This window comes from Bacillus sp. 22190, from assembly GCF_052045575.1.
GTDB lineage: Bacteria > Bacillota > Bacilli > Bacillales > Bacillaceae > Bacillus > Bacillus altitudinis.
On record NZ_JBQEPF010000002.1, the window covers coordinates 274,845 to 299,974 of the forward strand.

Here is a 25,130-nt window from a genome sequence, read left to right on the forward strand (position 1 = left end):
AACAAGATCTGCATAGCAATTGGAGGAGTATGCGCTAAAATATGCGCATTACTCCTCTTCTTGCTTTTTTTTCCAGATTTGATAATCTAAAAATTCACGAAATTGCTTTTTCGAAACCCCTGATGTCATTGCATCTCGAACTAGTTTTTCCCATTCACTATCTAATTGACCATCGTATTCGGTTTCATCATTTTCGTTTAACAGTGTATGAACCGAGACGTCCAGAACAGCGGAGACTTTTTCAAGAAATTGAATGGAGGGGTTTGTTTGCAAGTTTCTTTCTATTGAACTTAAATAAGACTTCGCTACCCCAGCCTTTTCGGCCAGTTCTGATAGTGAGTAGCCTTTTTCATTGCGGTATTGTTTAATACGCTGGCCAATCAATGTCATCACCTTCCTTTCGATATTATAGCACATTCAGAAAGGTTTGATAGAATGACTTCTTGCCATAGGGGGAGACTCAGAGGACTTTTCGCGTGATTTGAGAAAATGACGGACTTCTTCTACTGTTAGTCCTGCTTTGCGCGCTTCGCGTAATAATTGAACCCATTCACTGTCTAATAACTTCGTTTTCTTTTCCATACAAATACCCTCCTAAAATACTGAATCGTGTATTTCAGGCACTTAACGCATGAAATGGAAAAACACAGGTGATAAGACCTCATAGATTGCTTGCGTCATGTTTCCGCCCAATACAAACAGACAAACGTTGCTTTTGATTGATCGAAAATTTGATATCACATGAAAGGGAGGGAGACATGCTAAGTCAGCCTCCTCTTTTTTGCTGTAAGTAAAAAAGTCCGCCATTTTCAATCGTAAGACTGATTTTTGGTTCGTATAAAGTTTTAAGTGCTTGTCTTTCTATTTCATATTCTACAGATGTGTCTGAAGTCCCTTCATAAAATTGGTTTAAAAGTTCCGAGTCTTCTTTCCACTTTTGAACAGCTCTTACCGCCCAATCATCCGGCTCTTCATTGGCATAACGTTCCATCAGGCTGTAAAGCCGTTTGACGCCGCTCTCTGGCTTAATCATCGTACTCATTGTGAAGCAATAATCAGGAATTTGAGACGATAGCTCACGCGCTTCCAGCTTCTCTTGAAATTGTTCGATGACTTCTCCACGTATTAGATGCAGTCCAAGAGACAGCAGTTTGTCTTTTTTACGGTCTGCCAGATAGGATATTTTGACATTGAGACCAAGCCACGGCTCCAGTGCGATCTGGCTGTTTGTGAGCGGTCTGACTTTTTCGTACAGCCGAATAAAACGGCCTTGCTGTTTCACAACATCGAATATTTGGAATAAACGAGGGGAGCCGAAGTGGACAAATTCTCCTTCGACCGTGTCATCAGCTTTTTTTTGATCGGTGATCAAAGTCAATTGCCGCGGCTCAGGTACGCCTCCCGTTTTTTCGAGCCAATGCCAATAAAAAGGACGGTTCATGATCAATTTATCCATTTCGATTGTCAGTTGTACGGTCATGTGCCCTGCACTTTCTTCAAGTATGTCGCATTGATTTGCCTGAAAGAAACGGAGAAGAAATGTGTGAATCTCGCGCTGCTCCATTGGTCAACTCTCCTTTATGAACCTTGCTGTCTTTCTTCTAAAATCGGTGTTTGTGCTTCTGTTAAATAGGAAGCAAATTGGGTTAATTTCTTTTTCATATCTACGTCAGACTCGTGCTGGAAGAGAATTTGATGCAATTCTGTTTCAGCATCTTGGATATCAATTCGGGTTAAAATATCATCTAGATCGCCAATGACGTTTTCAAACAGCTGAATTTTTTCATATAAAAGTTTTAAAATATGTTCTTCAACTGTCCCGCTGGTTGCCATATTGTAAATGTGAACATCCCGCTCCTGACCGAGCCGGTGAATACGTCCAATTCTTTGTTCCAAGCGCATTGGGTTCCACGGAAGGTCGTAGTTGATGATTTGGTTGCAAAACTGAAGATTGATCCCCTCGCCGCCTGCTTCTGTCGCGATGAGCACTTGCGCCCGCTCTCTAAATAAATCTTTCATCCAGTCTTTTTTACTCCGTTTAAACCCGCCTCGAAAAGGGACCGAACTGATGCCGTTTTGCTGGAGAAACCATTGCAAATAAATTTGTGTCGCACGGTATTCAGTGAAGATAATGACTTTTTCATTTAATTGCTGAATGAGTTTAACGACTTCAAGTGCTTTAGAATTTTGTTCTACCTGGTTGATTTTCTCCATGATTTGCATCATCGCAGAAGCGCCTAGAATGTGTTTTTCCTCTTCTTGCATTTTTTTAATGGTCATATAGACGGCCTCACGGCTCGAACAGCATTCTCGTTCTAAGGTCATAATTGAAAACATGTGCTTCGTATAGGAAGGGTTTTCTTTTAACTTGCAAATTTCATCATATAGTGCTTGTTCTGTCGGGGAGAAATCAATAGAAATTGTCTTCACATGACGCTTTGACCACTCGATGCCAGTGTCTTGTCTCCGGTTCCGAATCATGACTTTATTGACTAACTGTTTTAGCCGGTCATGGTCTTCAAGTTGAAGGTCTTTTTTGGCAAAGAGGTCTTTAAATTGTGTTTCATTACCTAAATGGCCTGGCTTCAACAGAGAGACGAGATTAAAAATTTCTCCTATCCGATTTTGGATAGGTGTGGCTGTGAGCAGTAGGCAGAACTTTTTATTCAAATTTCTCACAAACTCATAGTTTTTCGTTTTATTGTTTTTCAGTTTGTGTGCTTCATCAATAATGACCATATCGTAGGAGATGGATAAGATCGTGTCTCGATGCGGCTGTCTTTTGGCTGTATCAATTGAGGAAACCACAACATCGCACTGCTCCCACACATAGCTCTTCTTTTGCTCGACAGCATCTATGTAAAATTTCGTCCGCAGTTCTTGTACCCATTGAGACACAAGGGATGCGGGTACGAGAATGAGAATCTTCTTGGCAAGTCCCCGAATCATGTATTCTTTGATAATCAGTCCTGCTTCAACGGTTTTTCCAAGACCCACTTCATCTGCTAAAATGGCTTTCCCATTCATCTCTTCTACGACTCTTCTAGCGACTTCGAGCTGGTGTTTTAAAGGAGTAAATGCAGGCAGGTGCGCAGGTGCTTGCAGTCCTTCAAATGAATCAATGGCTGTCACTTTTTGTACCTGTGCTGCTAAACGGTACATATCCCAATTCGCCCAGGGACCGTCTGCTGTAAGCCGCTTTTGAAATTCACTTGCCCATTTTTGATCAAAGATCGTTTGAATATTCAATGTGACCGCCTGCCTTTCTGATAGAGTGATGATAAAATCGTTCTGTTTTTAAACGCTTCATTTTTTCATAGCGATTTAAAAGATGTTATAAATCAATAAAAGCGAACGATAATGAATGATTATTTTAAAAATGTTAATGATTTTTCTGTTGCTCTTCATCCATTTCTAATGGTAGGATGTTGGTAAGTGATCTAGAGAATAAGTCACCCATTTTGATAGTATGTCCAATAAAGGTGAAGAATATGAGCGGATGATGGTATGGGGAGAGACCTAGCGGTTATTTTGCACTGACAGGCGCCGAAGGAGCAAGCTGAATTGGTTCAGTGAATCTCTCAGGCAAAAGTACTCTTACCGGACGCAACTCTGGAGAGTGTTTGCGCAACGATTTTTAGCAAACCACCAAAGGGGAAAACGCACAATGATATTGTGCTGTAAACTTTCAGGTGCAAGGACAGAGACTTCTTTTTGATAAAAGGGAGCGCTCTGTCCTTTTTTGCTGTGATTTTTTTCTGAAAATTCAGCTTGTAATGTGCACTGTAAGAAAAAAGGGGGAAACGATTGATGTTGAAACGAACACCGCTTTTTCATGCGTATGAAACGTTTGGCGCAAAAACCATTGACTTCGGGGGCTGGGAATTACCTGTCCAATTTTCTTCCATTAAAGAAGAACATGAAGCTGTTCGAACAAAAGCAGGGCTGTTTGACGTGTCTCACATGGGTGAGGTGGAAGTCACAGGTCAGGGAGCCCTTCCTTTTTTACAAAGGTTATTAACCAATGATCTGTCAAAGCTGACAGACGGTAAGGCACTATATACAGCCATGTGTTATGAAGATGGCGGAACGGTGGATGATCTGCTTGTCTACCAAAAAGAAAAGAACAACTATTTGCTTGTGATCAATGCTTCAAATATTGAAAAAGATGTGGATTGGCTGCTGAAACATCAAGGTGGGGAAGATGTTTCGATTAAAAATGTCTCTGATCAAACCGCCTTGTTAGCCCTTCAAGGACCTCATGCTGCTGACATCATCAAAGATGTTGCGGATGAAGAGGTAACATCACTGAAGCCATTTACGTTTTTATCAAAAGCAATCATTGCGCAAAAAGAGGTGCTTGTCTCAAGAACCGGCTACACAGGAGAAGACGGCTTTGAAATCTACTGCCAGTCAGAAGATGCTGTTCACCTTTGGACCGCTTTATTAGAAGCCGGACAGCCGAAAGGACTGATCCCATGTGGACTCGGTGCACGTGACACCTTAAGATTTGAAGCAAGACTCCCGCTTTATGGCCAAGAGCTCACGAAGGATATTTCTCCTTTAGAAGGGGGCATTGGTTTTGCTGTTAAAACGGATAAAGAAGCAGGTTTTATCGGGAAAAATGCACTTAAAAAACAAAAAGAAGAAGGACCGAAGCGAAAGCTTGTCGGGATTGAAATGATAGATAAGGGGATTCCGCGGACAGACTATCCGGTCTTCTCAGGAGATAAGCAGATTGGTGTAGTCACAACCGGTACACAATCTCCAACATTAAAGAAAAATATTGGGCTTGCCTTGATTGAAACATCAGAGGCGCAGCTTGGGACAGAAGTGGAAGTGCAAGTTCGTAAAAAACGTCTAAAAGCCAAAATCGTCGCCACGCCATTTTATAAAAGAGCCAAATAACGAGGAGGAATAGAGGATGAAGCACAGGTATTTGCCGCAAACAGAGCAAGATCAAAAAGAAATGCTGGATGTCATTGGCGTTCAGTCAATTGATGAGCTTTTCTCAGATATCCCAGAGAAAGTCAGATTCAAAGGTGCGTACAACATCAAAGAAGCCGCATCTGAAACAGAGCTAGTGCGGGAATTGTCTCGTCTTGCTGCAAAAAATAAAGATACAGTGGCCTATGCCTCGTTTTTAGGTGCTGGTGTGTATGATCATTACCAGCCTGTGATTGTCGACCATGTGATTTCACGTTCTGAATTTTATACAGCGTACACACCTTATCAGCCTGAAATTTCTCAAGGTGAATTGCAAGCAATCTTTGAATTTCAAACAATGATTGCTGAGCTGACCGGTATGGATCTTGCCAATTCCTCGATGTATGATGGCGGAACGTCATTAGCTGAAGCAGCGATGCTGGCTGCAGGTCATACAAAGAAGAAAAAGATTGTGGTTTCTGAGACGGTTCATCCTGAATCAAGAGCGGTGCTGAAAACATATGCGAAAGGTCAGCATATTGAAGTCGTCGAGGTACCTGCGCGAAAAGGTCAGACCGATCTAGCTGCATTAGAAGAAGCCGTCTGCGACGAAACAGCAGCGGTCCTTGTACAATACCCAAACTTCTTCGGTGTTGTTGAACCGTTAAAAGACATTGAACCGATTGCACATAAAGGGAAAAGTTTATTCATCGTCTCAAGCAACCCGCTTGCACTTGGTTTACTGACACCACCAGGAAAGCTTGGGGCAGATATTGTCGTTGGTGATGCGCAGCCATTTGGCATTCCAGCTGCATTTGGCGGACCTCATTGTGGATATTTCGCTGTGACGAAAAAATTAATGCGGAAAGTGCCGGGGCGTTTAGTCGGGCAAACAGAAGACGAGAACGGTGTGCGAGGATTTGTGCTGACCCTTCAAGCGCGCGAGCAGCATATCCGAAGAGACAAAGCGACTTCAAATATTTGTTCAAACCAAGCATTAAATGCGTTAGCCGCTTCTGTTGCAATGACGGCGCTTGGGAAAACAGGTATCAAAGACATTGCCTATCAAAACGTACAAAAGGCCCATTATGCCAAGACGCAGGCAGAAAAACATGGGTTACAGGCTGAAATAGAGGGCGCTCATTTTAATGAATTTGTGTTGAAACTGAATGAACCTGTGAAAGAAGCGAATGAGCGATTGCTTGAAAAAGGAATCATCGGTGGATATGACTTGGGACGGGATTATCCAGAGCTTCAGCAGCATATGCTCGTCGCTGTGACAGAACTAAGAACAAAAGAAGAAATTGATACGTTCATCAAGGAATTGGGGGATCGTCATGAATAAACAAGATCAGCCGCTTATTTTTGAATTATCCAAAGAAGGAAGAATTGGTTACAGCCTGCCTGATTTAGACGTACCTGAGGAGAAGCTCCCAGATTTATTTGATGAAGCGTATATCCGCCATGAAGATGCGGAGCTGCCAGAGGTTTCTGAACTGGATATTATGCGTCACTACACAGCATTATCTAGGCGTAATCACGGGGTCGATTCTGGCTTTTATCCTCTAGGCTCTTGTACGATGAAATATAATCCAAAGATTAACGAAAAGGTGGCACGTCTTGCAGGCTTCTCGCATGTGCATCCACTTCAAGAGGCAGACACTGTGCAAGGTGCATTGGAGTTGCTTTATGATTTAGGTGACCATTTAGAAGAAATTACAGGAATGGACGCCGTGACATTACAGCCTGCGGCAGGAGCACATGGCGAATGGACGGGGCTCATGATGATTCGTGCATACCATGAAGCAAGAGGAGATCTTAAACGAACAAAAGTCATCGTGCCTGATTCTGCTCATGGAACAAATCCCGCATCTGCAACAGTAGCTGGATTTGAAACGATTACGGTGGCATCTAATGAACATGGGCTTGTCGATTTAGATGACCTGCGCCGTGTTGTCAATGAAGAAACGGCGGCGCTCATGCTCACAAATCCAAATACACTCGGTCTTTTTGAAGAAAATATTTTAGAAATGGCTGAAATCGTCCACGGAGCAGGCGGGAAGCTCTATTATGATGGAGCGAACTTAAATGCCGTATTAAGCAGAGCAAGACCGGGGGATATGGGATTTGATGTGGTTCACTTAAATCTTCATAAAACCTTTACAGGTCCACACGGAGGAGGAGGTCCTGGTTCAGGTCCAGTTGGCGTGAAAAAGGATTTGATTCCATATTTGCCAAAGCCAGTGCTTGTGAAGAAAGAAGGTCGTTATTTCTTTGATTACGATCGTCCAGAATCCATTGGCCGTGTGAAACCGTTCTATGGGAACTTTGGTATCAATGTCAGAGCGTATGCGTATATCCGCTCTATGGGACCAGACGGCTTAAAGGCTGTAACTGATCATGCGGTGTTGAATGCAAACTATATGATGCGCCGCTTATGTGCTCATTATGATTTGCCATTTGACCGTCACTGTAAGCATGAATTTGTCCTTTCAGGTAAACGCCAAAAGAAACTAGGTGTGCGGACACTTGATATTGCCAAACGATTACTTGATTTTGGCTATCATCCGCCAACAATTTACTTCCCGCTAAATGTAGAGGAATGTATCATGATTGAACCAACTGAAACAGAATCAAAAGAAACCCTCGATGCATTTATTGAAGCGATGATTCAAATCGCAAAAGAAGCGGAAGAGAACCCAGAAATCGTACAGGAAGCACCACATACAACCGTTGTGAAACGAATGGATGAAACAAAGGCTGCACGGAATCCAGTGCTGGTTTTTGAAAGAAAATAAAAAGACTCATGGGGGGCAATAGCTCCCAGAGTCTTTTTTGTTAGTTCTTTGTTTTAATGCGGCCGCCCCATTTTTTAAAGCCGCCCTTTAAATTATAAATCTCACGACAGCCATTTTTACGTAACGTTTGAGCAGCCTTTCCGCTTCTCAAATTATTTTGGCAATAGAGATAAACAGGCTTGTCAGGGCGTATTTCATTTTTGCGCTGCTTTAATTGTGAAAGGGGAATGTTTCTTGCGCCTAAAATATGTCCACCTTCAAACTCATTTGGTTCTCTCACATCAATGAGTTGGGCTTTGCGGTAACCTTTGATAAATTCTGCTTCCGTCAGCGTTTTCATAATGCGCTGCTGATAAATGTAACTGCCGATGGAATAAAGAACGAAAAGTCCACAAAGTGAGAGGACGATATAGTTGAATATTGGCAATACGACTCGACTCCTTCTTGAGCATCAGCACAGTCACCTGTCTGATGGTACGTTTTAGACAAATACTATTATAGTAAAGCAAAAGAAACTTGTCATCATAAATGGTAAGAATTATTTTCAATTCCTTCCCTATTTGATAGACTGATGAAGAGAGAAAATCGGTGGTCACCACCATTATCTAACATTGACTACGTAAAAGAGAAGGGATTTTATATGCAAAAAGAGAAATGGTGTTTCATTGATACAGGAAACCAAGACCCTGCCTTTAACATGGCAATGGACGAAGCCTTGCTTTATTGGCATAGCGAGAAGCTGATCCCGCCTGTGATCCGTTTTTATGGTTGGAATCCAGCGACATTATCTGTTGGATATTTTCAACATGTTGAAAAAGAAATCAACATGGAAGCGGTTGAGCGCTATGGTCTTGGATTTGTTCGCAGGCCTACAGGAGGCCGCGGCGTTCTTCATGATCAGGAATTGACCTACAGTGTCATCGTGTCAGAAGAGCACCCAGAGATGCCGGCGACGGTGACAGAGGCATACCGCGTCATTTCAGAAGGGATTTTAGAGGGCTTTAAAGAACTGGGACTCGATGCGTATTTTGCCATTCCTCGTACAGAAAAAGAAAAAGAAAGCTTAAAAAATCCAAGATCGTCTGTATGTTTTGATGCGCCTTCATGGTACGAGCTTGTTGTAGAAGGCAGAAAAGTAGCAGGCAGTGCGCAAACAAGGCAAAAAGGTGTGATCCTCCAGCATGGCTCGATTTTAATTGATCTTGATGAGGATAAATTGTTTGATTTATTTCTGTATCCAAACGACCGGGTGAGAGAGCGGATGCAGCGCAGCTTTAAAAACAAAGCGGTGGCGATCAATGAAATTTCAGATCGAACATGTACAATAGACGATGCGCGTGTTGCATTTAAACGAGGGTTTGAAAAAGGATTAAATATCGAGCTTGTGCCTTATGAGCTGACAGATGAAGAGTTGGCATTTGTTCATCACCTCGCCAAAACGAAATACGCCACAGATGATTGGAATTACAAACGTTAAGACGAAGGACTCTTCTTGTTTTTTAATGGGCGATGGTGTAGAATTGTTATGATTATTAAGTAAAGGTGCATTTTGGAGGGGTTTTATGACTACACCTAGTATGGAAGATTATATTGAACAAATTTATATGCTGATAGAAGAAAAAGGATATGCAAGAGTATCTGATATTGCAGAAGCCCTCACTGTCCATCCCTCCTCTGTAACAAAAATGGTTCAGAAGCTAGATAAAGATGAATACCTCATTTATGAGAAATATCGTGGTCTAATTTTAACCCCGAAAGGCAAAAAAATTGGAAAACGTCTCGTATACAGACATGAACTGCTAGAGCAATTTTTAAGAATCATTGGTGTAGATGAAGAGAAAATTTATGATGATGTAGAAGGTATTGAGCATCATCTCAGCTGGAACAGCATTGACCGCATCGGCGATCTTGTCCAATTCTTTGAAGAAAACGATGAGCGATCCGTTCAGCTGAAAGCGATTCAAAAGAAAAACGAACAAACAAATCAAGAATCTTAAGAAAAAGGACACCTGTCGAAGGGTGTCCTTTTAAATTGTTGACAAAGGGGTAAAATGTACTTTATTTTAGCTCTTTGTCTTCTTTTCAGCGTGAAAGAAAACTTTTGCAGTCTAGGAAGGACGAGCATCGGAGCGGAGCGAATTTGACATTCGTGAGTACCGGAGCGCAGGACTGACACCGAATGCGAGGGTTTGTCTACACGCTGAAAGGACACCTGTCGAAGGGTGTCCTTTTTGAATATAGTTCTAATGAAAGGCAAATGCTCCTACACTATTAATAGTGTGACAGAAAAGGGGGCTCCTTGATGAAGATAGATGGTGTGTTCTCAGGTGGAGGCATTAAGGGTGCAGCGCTTGCAGGCGCCTATGAAGCGCTTGAAGCAAGAGGATTTCAATTTGTCCGTCTCGCTGGAACAAGTGCGGGAGCGATCATTGCTTCACTCATCGCAGCGGGTTTTACGAGCCAGGAGATTCGGGAGCTGTTAGACGAAATGGATGAGCATCAATTGCTTGATCGAAGGTGTCAATTCATCCCGTTTAAAATGCTCAGGTGGGTGTCTATTTATTGGCGCCTTGGCCTTTACAAAGGTGACCGTCTAGAAAAATGGCTGACAGACGTGTTAAAACGAAAAGGTGTCACCGTATTTGGGGATCTGAAAAAAGATACGCTCAAAATCGTCGCTTCTGATTTAACAAATGGCAAAATCCTTGTCCTTCCAGATGACCTTCCTTCCTATGGGTTAAATCCAGAACGGTTTTCTGTTGCCAGGGCCATTCGGATGAGCTGCAGTCTGCCGTATTTTTTCGAACCTGTCAAACTGAGGTCTTCAAAAGGAATTTGTACCATAGTGGATGGCGGCGTGCTCAGCAACTTTCCGATTTGGCTTTTTGCTGAAGAGAAAAAAAGACCGTTTGTCGGTGTCACATTAACCCCAAACGAAAAAGAACGCCCTCAACATTCCATCCGCAATGCGTTTGAACTGTTTGGCGCTCTATTTGAAACGATGCGTGGTGCTCATGACGAAAGACATATTGCCACAAAACACGAACGTCATATTATTTTTATTCCTGTAGAACACGTCATTGCCACTGATTTTCATCTCATGACAGAAAAGAAAAGGGCGCTCGTCGATCTAGGCAGACAGAAGGCCGAGCAATTTTTAAAGAGCTGGACATTTTAAAATAAGGCGCGATTTTTCTTTTTGTTTTTCTTGCCTTCAATCACTGTCAAATGTGTTTGGCTTTTCTTTTTGAGAAGGACGGGCTTCGACTTGTGGTCAGTCGGCACGCTTCGCAAATGAGTGACCCGGTTTTTCATCTGGCTTTTCGTTTTTGGTTTAGGCTGCTGGTAGCGACGTTTTGATTGTTTGACTGCTTTACGATAAAGATTTCCTTCTGTTCCAGTTCTTCGATTCATCAGCCATCTAAATAAGAAAAATAGAACCGCTCCAACGATCACAACTGATAGCAGCATTGTAAAGAGTCTGCTTGGATTCGTTGTGAGTAAATACACAAATCCCAAAACACCTAAAGCGAAAATAATGGTAAAAGCAGGATGTACTCGGCGATTCATAACTGTCCACCTCCGAAAGAATTTACCGGATTTATAAACTAGATCACTTGATGAGCAGAATCTGATGCTTGTTTCGCAGATGCTTCCTCTAAACGAAGAAGTTCATTAAAACTTGCAATGGCTACCTCGACTTGATCATCAGAGGGTTCTTTTGTTGTGAGCAATTGCAGCCAAAGGCCAGGATAGCCAAGCACTTTAAGCACTGGCACGTCACGGAGTTTGTTTGTGAGCTGAAGCACTTCAAATGAAATGCCCAGAACAACCGGAATAAGCGCCAAGCGATTCAGAACTCTCACCCATAAAGGATCTGTCGGTACGAGTAAATAGACGAACATGCCGACAATGACAGTGAATAAAATAAAGCTGCTGCCGCATCGATAATGCAGGCGAGATTGGCTTTGGACATTTTCCACTGTGATGTCAAGATTCTGTTCATAGCAGTTTATGACTTTATGTTCTGCCCCATGATATTGAAATACCCTTTTAATTAAAGGGGTCATGGAAATAAAGTAAATATAGCCTAATAACAGGATCAATTTAAAGAATGTTTCCACTGCAATTTGTGCGAAGTTTCCAGAAAACACCGGACGCACAAGTTCAGCTAAAAAGACAGGCACTAAAGTAAAGACAAATTTACTAAAAAGAAGAGAGAGAACTCCGATCACAGCAATGCCAAAGATCATTGATAATTTCGAGCTTTTTTGTTCTTTTTCAAGAGAATGATCTTCAGAAGGATCTAAGTCATAGCGCTCGCTGGAGAAGTTTAAGTGCTTACTGCCGTTTGCGCTTGCTTCAACAAGTGCAGCAACACCCCTGACAAAAGGGATTTTCTTAAGAAAGGCGGTTCGTTTATTGGAGGTCCGGGGAAGCTTTAAAAACTCAATCGACTCATCCTTACGCCGAATCGCTGTCACATAGTTCATTTTACCTCCGAACATGACACCTTCCACAACTGCCTGCCCTCCATATGCTGGAGGTTTTGTTTGATTGGACATATTTCATCAACCTGCCTGTTTCCTGTAATTTACATGCATTTCCTTATACCTTTATTGTACAGGAAAAGAGGGGAAATCACTAGCTCACAGGTCGATTATCTACTAGAATTCTATCTACCTCTTTTTAGCCAGTATACCCTGTTATAAAAATTTTACACTCTCGCACGGAAATCCTTTTTTTTCATGACATTTTGGACATACTACTTGCTGGAGGTGTTTATATGAAACGTGATGAAAAGAAAAACCAAGAAGAAAAAAATCAATCAGTACAAACGTCTTCAATGGTGGCAAGGGCAGCAGCCACAGGTTTTGTCGGCGGAGTTTTTTGGGGCTTTATCGGATTTCTGACCCATATGTTTCATTTTTCAGAGGTGAGTCCAAATATGCTGTTGCAGCCATTTGTGCTTGGTGAATGGAAAAAAGGCGGACTTGGTACATTTATGAGTATTGTACTTTTAGGGATTTTATCTATTGGGGCAGCCTTTATTTATTATGGACTGCTCAAACGGATAAAAGGTTTTTGGATGGGACTGATTTATGGAGGGATTTTGTGGCTGCTTGTTTTTTATGTATTTAATCCTATATTCCCCGATGTGAAGCAAGTGCAAGATTTGCAGCAAAGCACCATTGTGACGACATTTTGCCTATATATTTTATATGGCATGTTTGTCGGATACAGTATTTCATTTGAATATAATGAATTAACGAGTCAGAAGCTTGCAAGGGCACTCGGGAAAAAGACAGAATAAAGTGTAAATCCACCATTCATATGATAAAATTATTTTTGGAAACGAAAGGTTTCTAAGGAAAAAGAAACAGACATCGATATAGAGTGAATTAGGGTGAAGGAGTGGTCATATGCCTCATTTTCTAGTGCTGAATGGGCCCAACTTAAATAGGCTCGGCAAGAGAGAGCCAGGAGTTTATGGAAGTAAAACATTAACAGATTTAGAAACGGATTTGTTTCAGTTTGCAGAAAGAGCAAATATTCAATTGACGTTCTTTCAATCGAATCACGAGGGAGATTTGGTCGATGCGCTCCATGAAGCAGAAGACCAGTACGATGGCGTCGTGTTTAACCCGGGTGCTTTTACCCACTATAGCTATGCACTGAGAGATGCCATTGCAAGTATTACGTTACCTGTCATCGAAGTACATATCACAAATGTTCATAAGAGAGAGGAATTCCGCCATCATTCGGTTCTTGCTCCAGTATGCCAAGGTCAAATCGTTGGACTTGGTTTAGAAGGATATAAATTGGCGATTCGTTATTTAGTCAGTGAAGGGGGAGCAGTATCATGAAACTTGAAAAACTAAGAAAACTTTTAGCTGAATTAGACATAGATGGTTTAGTGATTACGAGCAGCTTTAATTTACATTATATGACGAGTTTTACTGGATCAGCCGGTCTTGCCATCGTTTCAAAGGATCGTGCCGCCTTTATTACGGATTTTCGTTACACAGAGCAAGCCAAGGATCAAGTAAAGGGCTATGACATCATTGAACATAAAGGAAACATTGTGGAAACTGCTGTCCAAACGGCAAACGAATTTGGGGTGAAACGTCTTGGTTTTGAACAAAACCATATGACATTTGCCACCTACCAGCAGTACTCGGGGAAAGCAAGCGGTATCGAGCTTGTTCCAGTCTCAGAATCAGTTGAAAAGTTGCGCTTGATTAAGTCTAATGAAGAGATTAAGATATTAGAGGAAGCTGCGAAGATTGCAGATCGTGCCTTTGATCATATTCTCACGTACATCAAGCCGGGCCTGACAGAAATTGCGGTCATGAACGAGCTTGAATTTTTCATGAGAAAAGAAGGGGCAGAAGGATCTTCATTCGATATGATTGTTGCCTCTGGCGTTCGTTCAAGCCTGCCACACGGGAGAGCGAGCGAAAAGGTGATTGAATCTGGCGACTTGGTGACACTGGATTTCGGTGCCTATTATAAAGGCTATTGTTCAGACATGACAAGAACCATTGCTGTAGGAACACCAAGCGACAAATTAAAGGAAATTTATCATATCGTATTAGAAGCAGAAAACGCTGGTGTGGATAAAATCAAGCCAGGCTTAACAGGAAAAGAAGCTGATCGCATCACACGAGACATCATTGAAAAGTATGGCTACGGTCAATACTTCGGGCATTCGACTGGACATGGTCTTGGTATGGAAGTACATGAAGCACCTGGCCTTTCCTCACGCTCAGATGTCGTGTTAGAAGAGGGAATGGTTGTGACAGTTGAACCAGGCATTTACTTGCCGGATGTCGGCGGCGTGAGAATTGAGGATGATATTGTCCTGACAGCTGACGGCAATAAACGATTGACCCACTCACCGAAAGAACTTATCATATTATGATGGTGAAATGTAGGAGGATGACAAAATGATTTCAGTAAACGATTTTCGTACAGGCCTGACAATTGAAGTGGACGGCGGTATTTGGCGTGTAGTGGATTTCCAACACGTAAAACCAGGAAAAGGCGCAGCGTTTGTCCGCTCGAAACTGCGTAACCTGCGTACAGGTGCGATTCAAGAGAAAACATTCCGTGCAGGTGAAAAAGTAGCGAAAGCTCAAATTGAAACAAAAACAATGCAATATTTATATGCAAATGGCGATCAGCATGTATTCATGGATACAAGTTCATACGAACAACTTGAACTAAGCGAAGCGCAAATCAAAGATGAGCTGAAATATTTGCTTGAGAATATGTCGGTTCAAATCGTCATGTACGGTGATGAAACACTTGGAGTAGAACTTCCAAACACTGTAGAACTAGAAGTAGTAGAAACAGAGCCTGGTATTAAAGGTGATACGACATCAGGTGGATCAAAACCTGCAAAAACAGAAACTGGTTTAATCGTGAACGTTCCTTTCTTTGTGAACCAAGGTGATAAACTAGTGATCAATACATCTGACGGTTCATACGTTTCAAGAGCGTAATGAACGGAGAGAGACTGTAAACCTCGTGTTTACAGTCTCAGCGTGTAGGCAAACCCTCGCATTCTTTGTCAGTCCTGCGTGCTGGTGCTCACGAATGTCAAATTCGCTCCGCGCCAGTACTCGTTCTTCCTAGACTGCAAAGGTTTTCTATCACGCTGAAAAGAAGACAAAGGGATAAAATCAAGTTCATTTTATCCCTTTGTCAACTATCTGAGACTGTAAACTTCGTGTTTACAGTCTTTTTTTATTTGAAAAATAGGACGCCTCGTTATGACACTCCTTACTCTATTCTCTCATCCATCTCTCTTCCTTTTGAAAAACAAGACTACTTCTAGCTAGTGAAGCATATAGTGTAAAAAAAGCTGGAGGTTCTATATGAAACAATTTCTCCCGGGTATACACCCATCAGTCGCTGCCATGGCAGGGATGAGGTTTCTATCTGCCGCGATTGAACTGACGGCCGCCATCCTCATTTTAGTGACAAATGATGTGCGTAAAGCGGTTGTCATCAATAGTATATTAGCGATCATCGGGCCGCTCATTTTTATTATCACGATGACGATTGGAATCTACCAAATTGCAGGGCAGTTATCCTATGCGAAGCTTGTGTTTATTTTCATTGGTGTCGTATTTATTCTTGTTGGAATTTATAAGTGAAATGGCTTGGCATAATTAACGGCATACATCATACATTTTAGAGAAGAAAAAAAGGAGGGGAATTCGTTGCGGAGTTTGTTGGATATTCTCCCGCACTCAATTGGACAAGAACTCAGCATGTTAAAAGATGCAGAGTGGGCGCAAATAGAAGAAATCCGCATTCGCACCGATCGCCCGATTGAGCTGATGCAAGGTGGAAAACCACGCTTTCTTTCCTATCATACAACAGGTGAAGATGCGGCTCAGCTATTAGGCAGGCTCAGTAATTACAGCATGTACACACTTGAGGAAGAGTTAAAGCAGGGCTATATCACCATATCTGGCGGACATCGGGTTGGGCTTGCTGGAAAGGTCATCGTCGAAAATGGATTCGTCAAAGGCTTAAGAGATATTTCTTCATTTAATATTCGCATCGCAAAAGAGAAGATCGGAATTGCTTTGCCGTTTCTCCCTTATTTATATGAAAAACATTGGTGTAACACACTGATTATAGGTCCGCCGCAAACCGGGAAAACGACATTGCTGCGTGATCTAGCACGTCTTGTCAGTAAAGGAACAACAGCCATTTCTCCTAGAAAAACAGGGATTGTAGATGAACGATCTGAAATCGCAGGTTGTATAAGAGGAGTGCCGCAGCATTCTTTTGGGCACCGGATTGATGTACTTGATGCGTGCCCAAAGGCTGAAGGATTAATGATGATGATCAGATCCATGAGCCCGGAAGTCATCATTGTCGATGAAATCGGAAAAAGTGAAGATGTACAGGCACTGTTAGAAGCAATCCATGCTGGAGTCACCATTATCGTCTCAGCTCATGGGTATTCTCTTGAAGACTTATCTAAACGGCCATCATTTGAACCGTTATGGCAGCTTCGTGTGTTTGATCGATATGTGGAATTAAATAGAGAAAAAGGGCCTGGCACGATCGGACGGATATTTGACCAAGAGGGACAAGAGCTGAAGCGGAGGCGGGGAGTGGACGTATGTTAAAGCTTATTGGTGCTATTTTCATTGTTGCGGCTACGACATGGGGAGGATTCGAGTTTGCGAAGCGGTACAGTGATCGGCCAAAGCAAATCCGCCAGCTCCGGTTTGCACTCCAATCTCTTGAAGCTGAAATTATGTATGGTCAAACACCTTTAGCTAGAGCCGCTGACCAAATTGCGTCCCAAGTAGGACCGCCTGTGAATCGGCTATTTGAACAATTTGCAGAAAAACTCAACGTCGGAACCTTTTCTGCGAGGCATGCATGGAATGAAAGTCTAGAGGATGTATGGAAAAAAACCGTATTAAAAAAAGGCGAATATGAGGCGCTGAAGCACTTTGGAGAAACCCTTGGTCAGCATGATGTGACGGCTCAGCAAAAATATATCAAGCTAGCTTTAGGCCATTTGGAATCAGAGGAAAAAGAAGCTGAAGTTGCCCAAGCAAAAAATGAAAAAATGGTGAGAAGTCTTGGTTTTCTAAGTGGTTTACTACTGATTCTGTTATTGATGTGAGAAGAAGGGAGTCGAGAGCATGGGCGTTGATGTAAACGTCATATTCCAAATTGCAGGAGTGGGTATCGTCGTGGCTTTTCTCCATACGATTTTAGATCAAATGGGGAAAAAAGAGTACGCACAGTGGGTGACACTACTTGGATTTATCTACATTTTATTTATGGTTGCTACCATTGTAGATGATTTGTTTAAGAAGATTAAAGCCGTATTTCTATTTCAAGGATAGGGGAGGGCTTACAAATCGAAATTATTCAAATTGTTGGACTTGGTTTAATCGCTACTTTTCTAGCATTAATCGTCAAAGAACAAAAGCCAACCTTCGCCTTTATGCTTGTTGTGTTTACTGGGTGTGTCATTTTCCTTTATTTAATCGATCAAATCTATGCCATTATCTCCATGATTGAAAAAATTGCAGCTAGTGCCGGCGTCAATATGAAATACGTTGAAACCATTTTGAAAATCATTGGCATTGCCTATATTGCAGAATTTGGTGCCCAGCTCACAAAGGATGCTGGACAAGGCGCCATCGCTTCAAAAATAGAGCTTGGCGGCAAGATTCTTATTTTGGTCATGGCGGTACCAATTTTAACGGTCATCATTGAGACGATCCTAGGTATGATCCCGTCCATGACTTGATGGAAAAGAGGTGATGATGATGAAACGGGTGACAGCTGTGCTAGGGTTTATGATGTTCTTTTGGATGATTGTTCCGTATGCAGGTGCAGAAGAAAGTGTGCCTTTATCAAGTGAAGAACCGGTCGCAGAAGAAGTTGCGGGTGGACAGGCTGATGCCTTAGAGCTTCATTCTATCAGTGACTTTTGGGAAACGATATTGGACGAGTATGGCGGCTTTCTGCCTGAAAGCCAAAAAGGTACAGTGAAGGAAATGATCGATGGCGATAAAGAGCTGTCTCCCCAAACGTGGCTGAAGGCTTTTGTTCATTATCTGTTTCATGAGCTGATTGCCAATGGAAAGCTCTTAGGTACACTTATATTACTCACCATCTTTTGTTCGCTTTTGCAGCTTTTGCAAAATGCGTTTGAACAAAGCACTGTTAGTAAAGTTGCATACGCTCTTGTTTATATGGTGCTTATCATTATTGCATTAAACAGTTTTCATGTTGCGATCTCTTATGCAACAGAAGCCATTCAAACGATGACTAGTTTTATTCTTGCTCTTATTCCTCTTTTATTAGCACTTATTGCCTCATCAGGCGGGCTTGTCTCAGCCGGATTCTTTCATCCTGTGATTTTGTTTTTAATGAACACGAGCGGTGTTTTTATTCAATATGTCGTTCTTCCGCTCATCTTTTTATCAGCGATCTTGAGCATCGTCAGTACATTGACCGAACAATACAAAGTGACCCAGCTTGCCCAGCTGTTAAGAAATGTCGCCATTGGCGGGCTCGCTGTTTTTTTAACCGTATTCCTCGGCGTCATTTCTGTACAGGGGGCATCTGCTGCTATCACTGATGGAATCGCTCTTCGCACAGCCAAGTTTATTACCGGAAATTTCATCCCTGTCCTTGGCAGAATGTTTACTGATGCGACAGATACCGTTATCAGCGCCTCTGTGCTGCTGAAAAATACGGTTGGCCTTGTAGGCGTCGCCATTTTGATTTCAATTGCGGCTTTCCCAGCGATTAAAGTGCTGTCGCTCGCTCTGATTTATAAATTGGCCGCTGCGATTCTTCAGCCTTTAGGGGGCGGGCCGATTATTAGCTGCCTTGATGTCATTTCAAAAAGTGTTCTTTATATATTTGCTGCATTAGCTGTTGTATCGCTTATGTTCTTTTTAAGCATTACCGTTATCATCACAGCTGGCAACCTCACCATGATGATGAAGTAAGGAGGGGACACCATTTGAGTTTTCTCACAGAATGGATCACAAGTATTATCCTATTTATTTTATTTGCGATTGTGATTGATCTTTTGCTTCCCAATTCAAGCATGCAGAAGTATGCAAAAATGGTCGTCAGCTTACTGTTAATTGTGGTGATGCTCAATCCGATCTTTGCGTTATTCCGGGCAGATCCGGACCAAATTTTCTCAGAAATCATGAAAGGGAAGGACCAAGCGCAATCAGAAGAAATAAAAAATCAGGTGAATTTAGAAAAAAAAGAAATACAAGCTTCACAGCGTGCATATATTTTAAAGCAAATGGCTGTCCAACTAGAAAAAAGCGCAAAGGAGCCACTGGAGAAGGAGAGCTATGAAATGAAACACGTAGAAGTGTTGGCAGATGAGGAGCACCTTGATCAGAATATGGAGGCAGATCAATTTCGCATCAAAGCAGTCCTTGTCCCGCTCACAGGTGATGCTGTAGAAACGGTGGCAAAGGTCGACATTGATCTCTCCAGGCAAAAGGAGGAAAGCGCCGGGGCGGCAGCAAAAGAGATGGCGAGGGTGAAAGAGACGCTTGCAGATGTATGGAATACACGGCCTGAACACATTGCGCTCAACATTGAGGGAGGTGACGCAGCAGATCATGAATAACAAAGACTGGAGACAAAAACTGAAATCAATGTTCCAAGCACCTGAAAAAGGTGAAGGGAAACCAAAATTAACGAAGCACCATTACTTACTGCTTGTCTTCATCATCGGCGTGTCATTCATGTTAGTCAGTCAAATTTTGTCACCGCCATCAAGCAAACAAGAGGCTGCTGTTCCTGCGTCTAAAAAAACATCCTCAGAAGAGCAGGCGGTGTTCAAACCATCCTCTTCAGGTAAGTCAAACAACTCGATAGAGGATGTTGAACAAGAATACGAAAATCAGCTGAAAGAGATTTTAGAAACGATCATTGGTGTTGAGGATGTTTCCATCGTGGTAAATGTAGACGCAACTTCTTTAAAAGTGTTTGAAAAAAACAAATCCAATAAAAGCACTACAACCGAGGAAACAGACAAAGAAGGCGGCGTGCGAAGTGTCACGGATCAAACAAAAGAAGAAGAGATTGTCATTATTAAAAATGGCAATGAAGAAACACCTGTTGTTGTCCAAACGAAAAAGCCAGATATTCGAGGTGTCCTCGTTGTTGCTCAAGGAGTAGACAACGTTCAAATAAAGAAAACCATCATTGAAGCGGTTACACGAGTGCTTGATGTACCGAGCCATAGAGTGGCTGTTGCCCCTAAAAAAATCAAGGAGGATTCGGAATGATGTTAAAAAAACAAACGGTTTGGCTATTAACGATGCTAAGTTTAGTTGTCGTATTAAGTGTGTACTATATCATGTCTCCACAAGGTGAGAATGCTGTGACAGTAGAAGATACAAAATCAAAAGGAATGGAAGAGAAAAAGGCTGAGCCAGAAAAAGGGACTGACAAAGGAACCGAAAAGAACGCAGAAGAGAAATCAACTGACAAAGAAACCAATGCGAAACAAGAAGATGTTGAAACAAGTGGAGAAGAAGGAAAGGCTGTTTCAGAGCAGACCGACGATGAACTTTTCACAACCTACAGACTTGAACTGGAAGATAAGCGCAGCAAGCAGCGTGAAGAGTATAACGAAATCGTGTCTAGCGATGATGCAACAGCGCAAGAGAAAAGTGAAGCTTATGATCAAATGACAGCACTTAGTGAGGCTGAAGGAACAGAGCGTCAGCTGGAGACATTAATCAAAACAAAAGGATATAAAGATGCGCTCGTCAGTGCAGAAGGAGATAAAGTAAACATCACGGTTCGTTCTGATAAAAAATCAAAGTCCCAAGCAGCAGATATTATTGATTTGGTCACAAAAGAAATGAGAGGGCTTGATAACGTAGCCGTCACTTTTGAGCCATCGAATCAATAAAAAATGCACAAGCGCCCTTTTCTGAAAAGGGCGTTTTTTCATGCGGGTTGACGCCCTTTTTCAGATGCTTGCGCAAGGTGTCTCATCACATTAATAGTTGAATTCAACGAAATCCTCCTGTAAGATGGTTATAGTATGTACTTTTAGTACTAGCCTATAAAAAAAGATAAATCCATACATAGGGGTGCAAATCCATGTTAAAAATTGAAGAGATTCATGAACTAATTAAATTAATTGACGAATCAACAATTGATGAATTTACGTACGAAAATGAAGGTGCAAAAATCAAGTTAAAGAAAAATAAAGAAGTCGTTCAGCAAGTTGCGGCACAAGCACCAGTGGCTCCTGTCCAAGCAGCTCCAGCTCAACAAGCTCCTAAAGCACAAGCTCCAGCTCAGACCGAAGCCCCTGCACAAGAGAAAGCCGCGTCTGAAAACCTGCATAAAATCACATCCCCAATGGTTGGCACATTTTACGCTTCTTCTTCACCAGAAGCAGATCCATATGTGACAACAGGTTCTAAAGTGAAGGAAAACTCAGTTGTATGTATCGTTGAAGCGATGAAACTGTTTAATGAAATCGAAGCAGAAGTAAAAGGCGAAATCGTCGAAGTATTAGCTGAAAACGGTCAGCTTGTAGAATTCGGACAACCCCTCTTTCTAGTGAAAGCAGAGTAAGGAGTACGATCATGATTAAAAAGCTATTAATTGCAAACAGAGGAGAAATCGCAGTTAGAATCATCCGTGCTTGTAAAGAGCTTGGAATTGAAACAGTTGCGGTATTTTCTGAAGCGGATCGTGATGCGCTGCATGTTCAAATGGCTGATGAAGCATATTGCATCGGACCGACTGCTTCAAAAGATAGTTATTTAAATGTAACAAATATTGTCAGTGTGGCAAAACTAACAGGTACAGATGCCATCCATCCAGGATATGGTTTCCTTGCTGAAAATGCAGACTTTGCAGAGCTTTGCGAGGAATGTAATGTCATCTTTGTTGGACCAACTGCGTCAGCAATTTCCAAAATGGGAACGAAAGATGTGGCAAGAGAAACAATGAAGCAAGCTGGAGTTCCAATTGTCCCTGGTTCTCAAGGAATCGTAAAAGATCTTGATGATGCTGTTTCAACAGCAGCTGGTATTGGGTATCCTGTCATTATTAAAGCAACTGCAGGCGGCGGTGGTAAAGGTATCCGTGTGGCTCGCACAGAAGAAGAGCTCATTAACGGTGTCACCATCACGCAGCAGGAAGCAGCACAAAACTTCGGGAACCCAGGTGTCTATTTGGAGAAATTCATTGAAGACTTTAGACACGTTGAAATTCAAGTCCTTGCTGATCAGCATGGAAATACCATTCACTTAGGTGAACGTGATTGTTCTATCCAAAGAAGAATGCAAAAGCTTCTGGAAGAAACACCATCACCTGCACTAAATGCAGATATTCGTGAGCAAATGGGTGAAGCTGCCGTAAAAGCAGCCGAAGCTGTTGAATACACAGGTGCCGGAACGGTTGAATTCATTTACGATTATAATGAAGAGAAGTTTTACTTCATGGAAATGAATACACGTATCCAAGTAGAGCATCCTGTAACGGAAATGGTCACTGGTGTTGATTTGATCAAAGAACAGATTAAAGTAGCTTCAGGTGAAAAGCTTTCCCTTACGCAAGAGGATGTCGTATACGAAGGCTGGGCGATTGAATGTCGTATTAATGCAGAGAACCCTGAGAAAAACTTCATGCCTTCTGCTGGTGAAATTAAAATGTACCTTCCGCCAGGCGGTTTAGGAGTACGTATTGATTCTGCCGCTTATCCTGGTTATGTGATTCCACCATATTACGATAGTATGATTGCGAAAGTGATCACATATGGTAAAACGAGAGAAGAAGCAATAGCAAGAATGAAACGTGCGCTTCAAGAATTCGTCATTGAAGGAGTCTACACAACGATTCCATTCCACCTCAGATTACTAGAGCACGAAACATTTGTGAGCGGTAATTTTAATACGAAGTTTTTAGAAACGTATCAAATTATGAAATAATAACAGCTTTCGGAGGTGAATGATCGTGTCAGAAAACAATTTGCTTGAAATGAACCTTGATGAAGATCAATTGGGAAAAGTGCAAATTGCGCCAGAAGTGATTGAAGTCATTGCTGGGATCGCTGCATCAGAGGTCGAAGGAATTGCGGAAATGCGCGGCAACTTCGCTGCTGATGTGGCAGAACGCTTTGGGAAGAAAAATCACCGTAAAGGTGTGAAAGTAGATGTCTCTGATGAAGGCATCACAATTGATGTGTATTGTGTGGTTGAATTTGGCCTATCCATTCCAAAGGTATCCACTGCTGTTCAAGAGAATATCCGTCAAACCCTTTTAAACATGACGGCCTTAACGATTAATGAAATCAACATTCATGTCGTCGGCATTCAATTTGATACAAAAACAGCTGAAGCTGAAGTTGATCAAGAAATGTAAAAAGGGTTGAAGTGAAACCAAGGAGGCATTGCCTCTTTGGTTTTTTAAAGCCCATTTTTGGGAAAATTCCACATGATGATTACGTCACGCATGGAGTGATTCGTTTTTCGTCACAGCTCGCATGGATCTTGGTGCGACTGCGGTCAAAATATGTTATGATCTCTGTATGGCTTAACGACAAGCGGATAAAGTGGTTAAAGGAGTAAATAATGAAAAGAAGAACTGCAAGAGAAAAGGCGCTACAAACATTATTTCAAATTGATGTCAGCAATATTGATCCGAAAGAGGCCATTACACATGCGCTGGATGAACAAGAATCAGATCCTTTTTTCGAGGAACTGGTTTTCGGTGTGCTCGAACAAAAGGACAAGCTCGATGACATGATTTCACAGCATCTTGTGAATTGGAAACTTGATCGTATTGCGAACGTAGACAGAGCCATTTTAAGGCTGTCTGTGTACGAAATGGTATATCAAGAAGACATCCCGGTGAGTGTTTCAATGAATGAAGCCATTGAACTTGCTAAATTGTTCGGTGACGATAAGGCGCCGAAATTTGTAAATGGTGTACTTTCAAACATTAAAAACGATCTAAAGCAGTAATAGGAGGATTCGACATGACAGCAACAATCATCGATGGGAAAGAAACAGCAAAAGAAAAGCGTGAACAATTAGCAAAAGAAGTAGAAGAGCTAAAACAAAAAGGAGTCACACCTGGTCTTGCCGTTATTCTAATCGGTGATGATCCGGCTTCACTTTCTTACGTACGCGGGAAGAAAAAAGCAGCAGAAGCCATGGGCATGCATTTCCAGCTTGATCATTTAGATGCTTCTTTAACAGAAGAGGAATTGCTAAAGATGATTGATCAGTACAATGCAAATGATCAATTCCACGGAATTCTTGTTCAGCTTCCACTGCCAAAACATATTTCTGAAAAAGCCGTCATTGAACGAATTTCACCAGAGAAAGACGTAGATGGTTTTCATCCGCTGAATATCGGGAAAATGCTACTTGGAGAAGACACATTCCTCCCTTGCACACCAGCTGGTATTGTTGAATTATTGAACAAAACAGGTGTGGATCTCTCTGGAAAAGAAGTGGTCGTTGTAGGACGAAGCAATATCGTCGGCAAACCAGTTGGACAATTGCTATTAAACGAAAATGCAACCGTCACCTACTGTCATTCAAGAACGGCGAACATTTCAGAACATACGTTAAAAGCGGACATTTTAGTTGTTGCCGTCGGTCGAGCAAACTTTATTAAAGCTGACCAAATTAAAGAAGGCGCGATTGTCATTGATGTAGGAGTCAATCGTCTAGAAACGGGGAAACTTGTAGGGGACGTTGACTTTGAAGCAGCAAAAGAAAAAGCTTCTTACATCACACCAGTCCCTGGCGGAGTGGGTCCAATGACAATTACGATGCTTGCACACAATACGGTTAAATCAGCAAAACGTACATTATCATAAGCTTGATCCAT

Annotated in this window: 31 protein-coding genes and 2 riboswitches; of the genes, 24 read left to right on the forward strand and 7 right to left on the reverse strand. The window is 42.0% G+C overall.

The features are described 5' to 3' along the window. Positions 1-48: 48 nt before the first annotated feature. From sinR to ACTJKA_RS04345, 4 genes are all read right to left on the reverse strand, one after another. Positions 49-384, reverse strand: a complete 336-nt coding sequence (gene sinR, locus ACTJKA_RS04330; protein WP_017357978.1) for a transcriptional regulator SinR — start codon at positions 382-384, stop codon at positions 49-51. A gap of 33 nt (positions 385-417) precedes the next feature. Continuing rightward, the gene (locus ACTJKA_RS04335; protein WP_008342197.1) at positions 418-582 is read right to left on the reverse strand and encodes an anti-repressor SinI family protein; all 165 of its coding nucleotides are present in this window, start codon (positions 580-582) and stop codon (positions 418-420) included. 184 nt (positions 583-766) lie between these two features. Continuing rightward, the gene (locus ACTJKA_RS04340; RefSeq protein ID WP_171465575.1) at positions 767-1,564 is read right to left on the reverse strand and encodes a YqhG family protein; all 798 of its coding nucleotides are present in this window, start codon (positions 1,562-1,564) and stop codon (positions 767-769) included. 14 nt (positions 1,565-1,578) lie between these two features. Further along, positions 1,579-3,249: a DEAD/DEAH box helicase gene (locus ACTJKA_RS04345; protein WP_249476733.1), complete on the reverse strand. Its 1,671-nt coding sequence runs from the start codon at positions 3,247-3,249 to the stop codon at positions 1,579-1,581. Positions 3,250-3,499: 250 nt separating this feature from the next. Further along, a riboswitch (glycine riboswitch) is annotated at positions 3,500-3,607 on the forward strand. A gap of 3 nt (positions 3,608-3,610) precedes the next feature. Further along, positions 3,611-3,706: riboswitch (glycine riboswitch) on the forward strand. A gap of 104 nt (positions 3,707-3,810) precedes the next feature. On the opposite strand from ACTJKA_RS04345, the gene gcvT reads away from it, so the two are divergent. From gcvT to gcvPB, 3 genes are read left to right on the forward strand one after another with little or no spacing between them, the layout of a single operon-like run. Continuing rightward, positions 3,811-4,908 (forward strand): glycine cleavage system aminomethyltransferase GcvT, encoded by a 1,098-nt coding sequence (gcvT, locus tag ACTJKA_RS04350; protein ID WP_254505595.1) that lies wholly within the window; start codon positions 3,811-3,813, stop codon positions 4,906-4,908. Between the two features lie 16 nt (positions 4,909-4,924). Continuing rightward, positions 4,925-6,271: an aminomethyl-transferring glycine dehydrogenase subunit GcvPA gene (gene gcvPA, locus ACTJKA_RS04355; protein ID WP_008342202.1), complete on the forward strand. Its 1,347-nt coding sequence runs from the start codon at positions 4,925-4,927 to the stop codon at positions 6,269-6,271. Then, entirely contained in the window at positions 6,264-7,724 is a 1,461-nt protein-coding gene (gene gcvPB / locus ACTJKA_RS04360; protein WP_039166001.1) for an aminomethyl-transferring glycine dehydrogenase subunit GcvPB, read from the forward strand. Before gcvPA ends, gcvPB begins: the two co-directional genes overlap by 8 nt. Positions 7,725-7,764: 40 nt before the next feature. Here gcvPB and ACTJKA_RS04365 read toward each other — a convergent pair whose 3' ends face one another. After that, the gene (locus tag ACTJKA_RS04365; RefSeq protein ID WP_024718853.1) at positions 7,765-8,145 is read right to left on the reverse strand and encodes a rhodanese-like domain-containing protein; all 381 of its coding nucleotides are present in this window, start codon (positions 8,143-8,145) and stop codon (positions 7,765-7,767) included. A gap of 219 nt (positions 8,146-8,364) precedes the next feature. On the opposite strand from ACTJKA_RS04365, the gene ACTJKA_RS04370 reads away from it, so the two are divergent. The 3 genes from ACTJKA_RS04370 (at position 8,365) to ACTJKA_RS04380 (ending at position 10,902) form a co-directional block, all read left to right on the forward strand. After that, a complete protein-coding gene (locus ACTJKA_RS04370) occupies positions 8,365-9,201 on the forward strand; it encodes a lipoate--protein ligase family protein (RefSeq protein WP_017357972.1) in 837 nt (278 codons plus the stop codon). 85 nt (positions 9,202-9,286) lie between these two features. Then, positions 9,287-9,721 (forward strand): transcriptional regulator MntR, encoded by a 435-nt coding sequence (mntR, locus tag ACTJKA_RS04375; protein ID WP_017367584.1) that lies wholly within the window; start codon positions 9,287-9,289, stop codon positions 9,719-9,721. A gap of 305 nt (positions 9,722-10,026) precedes the next feature. Further along, entirely contained in the window at positions 10,027-10,902 is an 876-nt protein-coding gene (locus ACTJKA_RS04380; protein WP_017357971.1) for a patatin-like phospholipase family protein, read from the forward strand. Here ACTJKA_RS04380 and ACTJKA_RS04385 read toward each other — a convergent pair. Then, positions 10,899-11,294, reverse strand: a complete 396-nt coding sequence (locus ACTJKA_RS04385) for an SA1362 family protein (RefSeq protein ID WP_007501201.1) — start codon at positions 11,292-11,294, stop codon at positions 10,899-10,901. The genes ACTJKA_RS04380 and ACTJKA_RS04385 overlap by 4 nt on opposite strands. Before the next feature lie 38 nt (positions 11,295-11,332). Then, positions 11,333-12,289, reverse strand: a complete 957-nt coding sequence (locus tag ACTJKA_RS04390) for a DUF1385 domain-containing protein (protein WP_017357970.1) — start codon at positions 12,287-12,289, stop codon at positions 11,333-11,335. A gap of 221 nt (positions 12,290-12,510) precedes the next feature. Here ACTJKA_RS04390 and ACTJKA_RS04395 point away from each other — a divergent pair, with 221 nt between their 5' ends. The 18 genes from ACTJKA_RS04395 (at position 12,511) to folD (ending at position 25,119) form a co-directional block, all read left to right on the forward strand. Next, positions 12,511-13,038 (forward strand): YqhR family membrane protein, encoded by a 528-nt coding sequence (locus tag ACTJKA_RS04395; RefSeq protein ID WP_017367582.1) that lies wholly within the window; start codon positions 12,511-12,513, stop codon positions 13,036-13,038. A 109-nt stretch (positions 13,039-13,147) separates the two neighbouring features. Continuing rightward, positions 13,148-13,591 (forward strand): type II 3-dehydroquinate dehydratase, encoded by a 444-nt coding sequence (aroQ, locus tag ACTJKA_RS04400; protein WP_007501195.1) that lies wholly within the window; start codon positions 13,148-13,150, stop codon positions 13,589-13,591. Next, positions 13,588-14,649, forward strand: a complete 1,062-nt coding sequence (locus ACTJKA_RS04405) for a M24 family metallopeptidase (RefSeq protein WP_017367581.1) — start codon at positions 13,588-13,590, stop codon at positions 14,647-14,649. The genes aroQ and ACTJKA_RS04405 overlap by 4 nt, the downstream gene beginning before the upstream one ends. A gap of 25 nt (positions 14,650-14,674) precedes the next feature. Then, a complete protein-coding gene (gene efp / locus ACTJKA_RS04410) occupies positions 14,675-15,232 on the forward strand; it encodes an elongation factor P (RefSeq protein ID WP_007501192.1) in 558 nt (185 codons plus the stop codon). A 375-nt stretch (positions 15,233-15,607) separates the two neighbouring features. Continuing rightward, positions 15,608-15,889, forward strand: coding sequence for a YqhV family protein (locus ACTJKA_RS04415; protein WP_017367580.1), 282 nt, complete (start codon positions 15,608-15,610; stop codon positions 15,887-15,889). Positions 15,890-15,955: 66 nt separating this feature from the next. After that, on the forward strand, positions 15,956-16,879 hold the full coding sequence (gene spoIIIAA, locus ACTJKA_RS04420; RefSeq protein ID WP_440607638.1) for a stage III sporulation protein AA: 924 nt from the start codon (positions 15,956-15,958) through the stop codon (positions 16,877-16,879). Beyond that, positions 16,873-17,388 (forward strand): stage III sporulation protein SpoIIIAB, encoded by a 516-nt coding sequence (spoIIIAB, locus tag ACTJKA_RS04425; protein ID WP_007501189.1) that lies wholly within the window; start codon positions 16,873-16,875, stop codon positions 17,386-17,388. Before spoIIIAA ends, spoIIIAB begins: the two co-directional genes overlap by 7 nt. Before the next feature lie 19 nt (positions 17,389-17,407). After that, positions 17,408-17,614 carry a stage III sporulation protein AC gene (spoIIIAC, locus tag ACTJKA_RS04430; protein ID WP_003153142.1) on the forward strand — a complete coding sequence of 69 codons (207 nt, stop codon included), beginning with the start codon at positions 17,408-17,410 and terminating at the stop codon, positions 17,612-17,614. Then, positions 17,611-18,024 carry a stage III sporulation protein AD gene (gene spoIIIAD, locus ACTJKA_RS04435; RefSeq protein ID WP_087978339.1) on the forward strand — a complete coding sequence of 138 codons (414 nt, stop codon included), beginning with the start codon at positions 17,611-17,613 and terminating at the stop codon, positions 18,022-18,024. The genes spoIIIAC and spoIIIAD overlap by 4 nt, the downstream gene beginning before the upstream one ends. Before the next feature lie 19 nt (positions 18,025-18,043). Then, positions 18,044-19,237 (forward strand): stage III sporulation protein AE, encoded by a 1,194-nt coding sequence (gene spoIIIAE / locus ACTJKA_RS04440; protein ID WP_017357967.1) that lies wholly within the window; start codon positions 18,044-18,046, stop codon positions 19,235-19,237. 14 nt (positions 19,238-19,251) lie between these two features. Then, on the forward strand, positions 19,252-19,884 hold the full coding sequence (gene spoIIIAF, locus ACTJKA_RS04445; protein ID WP_336749935.1) for a stage III sporulation protein AF: 633 nt from the start codon (positions 19,252-19,254) through the stop codon (positions 19,882-19,884). Between the two features lie 28 nt (positions 19,885-19,912). Next, a complete protein-coding gene (spoIIIAG, locus tag ACTJKA_RS04450; protein ID WP_370539206.1) occupies positions 19,913-20,548 on the forward strand; it encodes a stage III sporulation protein AG in 636 nt (211 codons plus the stop codon). Beyond that, a complete protein-coding gene (locus ACTJKA_RS04455) occupies positions 20,548-21,180 on the forward strand; it encodes a SpoIIIAH-like family protein (RefSeq protein ID WP_024718861.1) in 633 nt (210 codons plus the stop codon). The genes spoIIIAG and ACTJKA_RS04455 overlap by 1 nt, the downstream gene beginning before the upstream one ends. 194 nt (positions 21,181-21,374) lie before the next feature. Continuing rightward, positions 21,375-21,857: an acetyl-CoA carboxylase biotin carboxyl carrier protein gene (gene accB, locus ACTJKA_RS04460; RefSeq protein ID WP_008342216.1), complete on the forward strand. Its 483-nt coding sequence runs from the start codon at positions 21,375-21,377 to the stop codon at positions 21,855-21,857. Between the two features lie 11 nt (positions 21,858-21,868). Continuing rightward, complete coding sequence (gene accC, locus ACTJKA_RS04465) at positions 21,869-23,218, forward strand: acetyl-CoA carboxylase biotin carboxylase subunit (RefSeq protein ID WP_008342217.1); 1,350 nt, start codon at positions 21,869-21,871, stop codon at positions 23,216-23,218. A 25-nt stretch (positions 23,219-23,243) separates the two neighbouring features. Beyond that, on the forward strand, positions 23,244-23,651 hold the full coding sequence (locus tag ACTJKA_RS04470) for an Asp23/Gls24 family envelope stress response protein (RefSeq protein WP_017357965.1): 408 nt from the start codon (positions 23,244-23,246) through the stop codon (positions 23,649-23,651). 209 nt (positions 23,652-23,860) lie between these two features. Beyond that, entirely contained in the window at positions 23,861-24,253 is a 393-nt protein-coding gene (gene nusB, locus ACTJKA_RS04475) for a transcription antitermination factor NusB (RefSeq protein ID WP_008342218.1), read from the forward strand. Positions 24,254-24,267: 14 nt separating this feature from the next. Further along, complete coding sequence (gene folD, locus ACTJKA_RS04480; RefSeq protein ID WP_007501171.1) at positions 24,268-25,119, forward strand: bifunctional methylenetetrahydrofolate dehydrogenase/methenyltetrahydrofolate cyclohydrolase FolD; 852 nt, start codon at positions 24,268-24,270, stop codon at positions 25,117-25,119. Positions 25,120-25,130: the final 11 nt, after the last annotated feature.